This is a genomic window from Acidobacteriota bacterium, assembly GCA_038040445.1.
Lineage (GTDB): Bacteria > Acidobacteriota > Blastocatellia > UBA7656 > UBA7656 > Onstottus_A > Onstottus_A frigus.
The window spans coordinates 1-5,004 of sequence record JBBPIG010000066.1 but is presented as its reverse complement, the minus strand read 5'-3'; the positions used below and the strand labels follow the sequence as shown (position 1 = coordinate 5,004).

Sequence of the window (5,004 nt, the reverse complement as noted above, 5' to 3'; positions counted from 1 at the left end):
CCTTCTGCCTTCTGCTTTCTGCATTCTGCTTTGCCTTCTGCCTTCTGCTTTCTGCCTTCTGCCTTCTGCTTTGCGGCCTCTTCAAACTGAACGTTTCTAGGCGAGCCCTTTGCGTTTGCGGATGAACCATTCGCCTACGGCAAGACCCACTACTAGAAGAAAGTTTATCGGCATATCCCACAGATCATAGCTCACCCGCATTGAACTCGCGCCTTCACGGTGAGTGATGTCGTCAAGCAGCTTCTCCGTCTGCGCAGCCGTGTAGTAGCCGCCGCCGGTTTCGCTTGCGATGCGTTTGAGCAGCTCGCGATTCTGAGCTGCCTCGCGCGCCTCGCGGTTTAGCGGGCCGACAATGAAGCTCGTTTGCGCGGGCGCCAGCAACGCTGTCTGTTTCGAACCGGCGCGCCGCGCAGTCACTTCGACGCGATACAAGCCGTCCTCCTCAGGATTAAACGCGCAAGCGTAGCCTTCGAAGCCGCCTTCGACGGCTGGTTTCATCGGTACGTCGACGACGCGTCCGGACGGAGTCGTGACGCGAGATGACACCGTCGCATCGTTGATCTTAATGAACTTCTCGTCGGCAACTTCCGCTCGTATTCGCACCTGCTGGCTTTTGCCGTAGAAGCTCTTTTCGGTGGAAGCTTCAACGGGGCGGGGCGACGATTCAACCGCGTAGCGCATCAGGTTCCGCCAAAAAGTCTCGAAGGACTTGTCTTTGAACTCGAGCATCATCCGCCACCGCCAGGTGTCAGACGCCAGCAGGGCAATAGTTTTTCCGCGTCCGTATCTTTCTTCAACGAGCAGCGGTACAACTCGATTCTTTTCTTTTGTGCTTCGCGCCTCGAGAATCACCGAAGCGCCGGGTTTGGTCTCGGTGATGACCTCGGGCAGAGTGATTGCGGGCATTTGCTCCCAGGCCTTCGCGTTTGCGTCGGGCTGGTCGACAAGCCGGGCAGCCGGGTGGTCGCGGCCTCGATCGGCCGGCGCGGCCTTGAAAGTCTGGCTCTCGCTTGAAGTCTCCTTCACGCCGCTCAGATAAATCGGCAACAGATCGGCGAGCGGCGTGTTTCCGTAGCCGCCGATATTAAACGACTTCGATCCACCAAGCGCCGCCAGCGTCCCCCCTCGACGAAACACAAACTGTTCGACCGCCTTCAACTGGTCGAAGGTGAAAAACGTCGCTTCAATGCTGCCAATCATCAACGCGTCGTACTTGAAGAGTTCCTCCTCCGACTTGGGGAAGCCGTTCACAAGCTCGTCGGCGTTCTCGATGCCTTGTCGATAGAACTTGCCATCGGCGGATCGCAAAACCGAAACGAGCACAACGTTCTTCTCTTCGGCGACGGACTCGCGCAGCTTGGCGTACTCCCATCGAGGGTCGCCTTCGATGTAGAGAATCTTCGGCTTCCAATCGACAACGTCAATGACAAGCTCTTGCGAGTTGTTATCGGGAACCGGATCGTCGGGTCCGGGCTTCACTGTCAGCGCGTAGCGGTGAAGTCCGGGCGAGGACGGAGTGAATGTCACCCGCGCGACGGTCGTCGCGTCTCCCTGAACCGGGATCTCCTGCGAGCGCAGCAACCGACTGTCTTCGCTCAAATCGACAGTGATACTCTTCCGCGCGCCGCTTGCTCTCACCAGTAATTCAGCAGTGACCGGCGATCCCGCCAGCGCGCGCCGTGGGGCCGCCGCGCGAACCAGCTCCACGTCGCCTTCCAGGCTGTCGGGCCCGATCCCGATTGCGAACACGGGCAACCCGCGCGATCGAAGCGTCGCAAGCGTCGTCGCTAGACTGCCGGAACGATCGTCGTCACTTGCTCCGGCATTGTTCGCGCCGTCGCTGATCACGATGATGCCCGAAACCGGCAAGCCCGCCGACTCTCGCGCCGCCTGATCGAGCGCTGAAGTCAGATTGGTTTCTTCGCCAGCTCCTGAAAGCTCGCTCGCGTTCTCCACTCTCTCGGCGGCCGAGGAGAACTTGTAAACGCGCAGTTTGAACTTGTCGGCAAGCGCCGAATAGAATGCACTGTTCGCGGACATCAGTTGCTTAACCGCATCGAGCCGGGTGTGACTCCCTTCATCGGGAAGCTTCATGCTCGCCGAATCATCCATCAGAACGGCGGCGTAACTCGACTGCGGGATCACCGAGGGCACCACAATCACCGGCCGCATAACGCAAAAGAGGATCACAACTACCAGCGCGCACCGAAGGGCGATCAACGCCACGCGCCACCGCAGTGCGAGCCTCACGGCAGGAACCGCATACAAGAAGTAGGCTAGCAAGGCGAGGCCGGCAATCAGCGCGACGAGCACGAGCATCGACGGGCGAGCGCCGAAGCTGAACTGGCTCTTTGAGAAGAGCGCCTGCCGGTGATTGAACAGAAAACTTACAACCTGTTCCAAGTATCAGCTCCCGTTATGAGTGCGCTCTCCGTCCCGATGACGATCTGCGATGCAGTTATTCTAGTTGTTAACGCTCGAAGCCGCAAAAAGATTTGTGACGATCTTGGCAGGAAAGCAGGCTCCGAGGAAAGCGAGCGGACACATCGAGCGGACACATTGATGTTAACGCGAGGGTAAGGATGGTTTGTAGATGGTTTCTAGTTGACGCTCAATTCGATCGAGCCGCTGCTCAATTGCCGCAAAGCGCGGGTCTAGAGCAGCAAAGCGAGCGTCTACGGCGTCAAAGCGAGCGTCTACGGCGTCAAAGCGAGCATCAAGATAGCTGCGTAGATCATCGATGCGCTTGTTCATCGACTGCTGATTGAGCCAGCTCGCGCCAAAGATGCTGATAATGAAGGTAGCCAATGCAATGATGATCGTGATGATCAGCGGGCTCATAGGCTCATCATGCAATATGAACACTCTCCAAGGTGTCTGCCTTTTCACGCAGCCGCTCTAGCAAGCGATGCTCTCCTATCCATTCAGCGAAGTCCAACGTCTCTTGAAACTCGTCATTCTCGTAACGCTTGATGAAAACGGCTGAGGGCAGGTCATATTGCTCTTCAAAAGACTCCAATCGCTGCTCGGTGCGGCGAATGCCGGCTTGCAGGATACGAAGCTCGTTTCGAAGCGCAGCCTCTACCAGCGGCCTAAGTGAACGATTCTTGGAGGATGTCAACACGAGTTCCGTCATCAGCGCCTCCTTATCTCTGGCTGATTATGCCAAGACCTGAAGCGGAGATCAATATAGCCCATAGCGCAATTCGGTTCGAACGGCTGATTCGATCAATGGCTTGAGCGGCGTCGAGGCATCAGTTGTGACTGTGATTCGCTGGCTCATGAATTCCGTTCTCCAGGTGCTGTTATGCCCTGATGGTACCACGAACTTGACTCAACGGCGACACGATTAAGGTATTGGTGAGCGGTATGATCGGAGTCTAATCGTTGCCATCAACCCATCCGTCTTGGGGCCTTTATTAGGCCGTCACATAGCAATGATCGAATCCAACTGTGACTATTCAGAAAAAAAGTGAATAAGTCTCTCGCTGTTTTCCGTCCAAGGTTTTAAGAGGATATTCAATGAATCGTAATGTCAGACAAGAAGCAGCGCGGCTAGATAGCGGCCGGTCCTCGCCTTGTGATTCAAGTCAGTCAGGTAAAAGGAGATTGAAAAATGCAACGACAAAACTTCTTCAGCTTAATCCTTTTTTCGCGTATTCTGTCGCTCAGCCTGCTCGTGGTTATGTTGGGCGGGCTGCTTAAACCAGTGGCGGCCCAAACCGTTTCGTTTGGGGCGAAGACCGACTTCGGCACGGCCAGCTCTCCAGAATCAGTCGCGGTCGGGGATTTCAATGGCGATGGCAAGCTCGATCTGGCGACGGCGAACCTAGGAAGCGCCACCGTCTCGATTCTGCTGGGCACGGGCATGGGCAGCTTTGGGGCGAAGACCGACTTCGGCACGGCCAGCGCTCCAAGCTCAGTCGCGCTGGGCGATTTCAATGGCGATGGCAAGCTCGATCTGGCCGTGGCGAACAATGGTAGTGACACCGTCTCGATTCTACTGGGCACGGGCACGGGCAGCTTTGGGGCGAAGACCGACTTCGCAACGGGCGACGATCCATCCTCACTCGCGGTGGGGAATTTCAATGGAGATGGCAAGCTCGATCTGGCCGTGGCGAGCTTTAGTAGCGACACCGTCTCGATTCTGCTCGGCACGGGCACGGGCAGCTTTGGGGCGAAGACCGACTTCGGCACTGGCAGCATTCCAGTGTCAGTCGCCGTGGGCGATTTCAATCGCGATGGCAAGCTCGATCTGGCGGTGGCGAACCTCAACGGCGCTACCGTCTCGATTCTGCTGGGAGCGGGCACCGGCAGCTTTGGGCCGAAGACCGACTTCGGCCTGGGCGGCCAACCAAACTCAGTCGCGGTGGGCGATTTCAATGGCGACGGCAAGCTCGATCTGGCGACGGTGAACTTTAATAGCACAGTCTCGATTCTGTTGGGCACGGGCACCGGCAGCTTTGGGGCGAAGACCGACTTCGGCGCTGGCAGCAATCCACACTCAGTCGCGGTGGGCGATTTCAATGGCGATGGAAAGCTCGATCTGGCGGTGGCGAACCTTTTTAGCGACACCGTCTCGATTCTGCTGGGCACGGGCACGGGCAGCTTTGGGGCAAAGACCGACTTCGGCACTGGCTTAAATCCATTCTTAGTAACGTTGGGTGATTTCAATGCCGATGGCAAGCTCGATCTGGCGGTCGCGAACAATGGTAGCGACACCGTCTCGATTCTGCTGAACACCACACCAATTGCCTGCTCCGGAGTGTTTTCTCCCAAGACCGACTTCGGCACGGGCATCGGTCCATTCTCAGTCGGGGTGGGCGATTTCAATGGCGATGGCAAGCTCGATCTGGCGGCGGCGAACTCTGGTGCCGCCACCGTCTCGATTCTGCTGGGCACGGGCACGGGCAGCTTTGGGGCGAAGACCGACTTCGGCACGGGTGACAACCCACGCTCAGTCGCGGTGGGCGATTTCAATGGCGATGGCAAGCTCGATCTGGC

4 protein-coding genes are annotated in these 5,004 nt (G+C 57.4%); 1 reads left to right on the top strand and 3 read right to left on the bottom strand.

Annotated features, from left to right (window positions below):
• Positions 1–96 precede the first annotated feature (96 nt).
• From AABO57_28925 to AABO57_28915, 3 genes are all read right to left on the bottom strand, one after another.
• Positions 97–2,403 (bottom strand): glutamine amidotransferase, encoded by a 2,307-nt coding sequence (locus AABO57_28925; protein ID MEK6289758.1) that lies wholly within the window; start codon positions 2,401–2,403, stop codon positions 97–99.
• A gap of 162 nt (positions 2,404–2,565) precedes the next feature.
• Positions 2,566–2,841: a hypothetical protein gene (locus tag AABO57_28920; GenBank protein ID MEK6289757.1), complete on the bottom strand. Its 276-nt coding sequence runs from the start codon at positions 2,839–2,841 to the stop codon at positions 2,566–2,568.
• Positions 2,842–2,848: 7 nt separating this feature from the next.
• The gene (locus tag AABO57_28915) at positions 2,849–3,136 is read right to left on the bottom strand and encodes a hypothetical protein (protein MEK6289756.1); all 288 of its coding nucleotides are present in this window, start codon (positions 3,134–3,136) and stop codon (positions 2,849–2,851) included.
• Positions 3,137–3,616: 480 nt separating this feature from the next.
• Between AABO57_28915 and AABO57_28910 the strand changes: the two genes are divergently transcribed.
• Positions 3,617–5,004, top strand: a 1,388-nt coding sequence (locus tag AABO57_28910; GenBank protein ID MEK6289755.1) for a VCBS repeat-containing protein, incomplete at its 3' end; no start/stop codon positions are given.

Excerpts from the sequence above, each read along its gene's own strand:
- AABO57_28915 (MEK6289756.1), bottom strand. The coding sequence starts at position 3,136 with ATGACGGAACTCGTGTTGACATCCTCCAAGAATCGTTCACTTAGGCCG.
- AABO57_28920 (MEK6289757.1), bottom strand. The coding sequence starts at position 2,841 with ATGAGCCCGCTGATCATCACGATCATCATTGCATTGGCTACCTTCATT.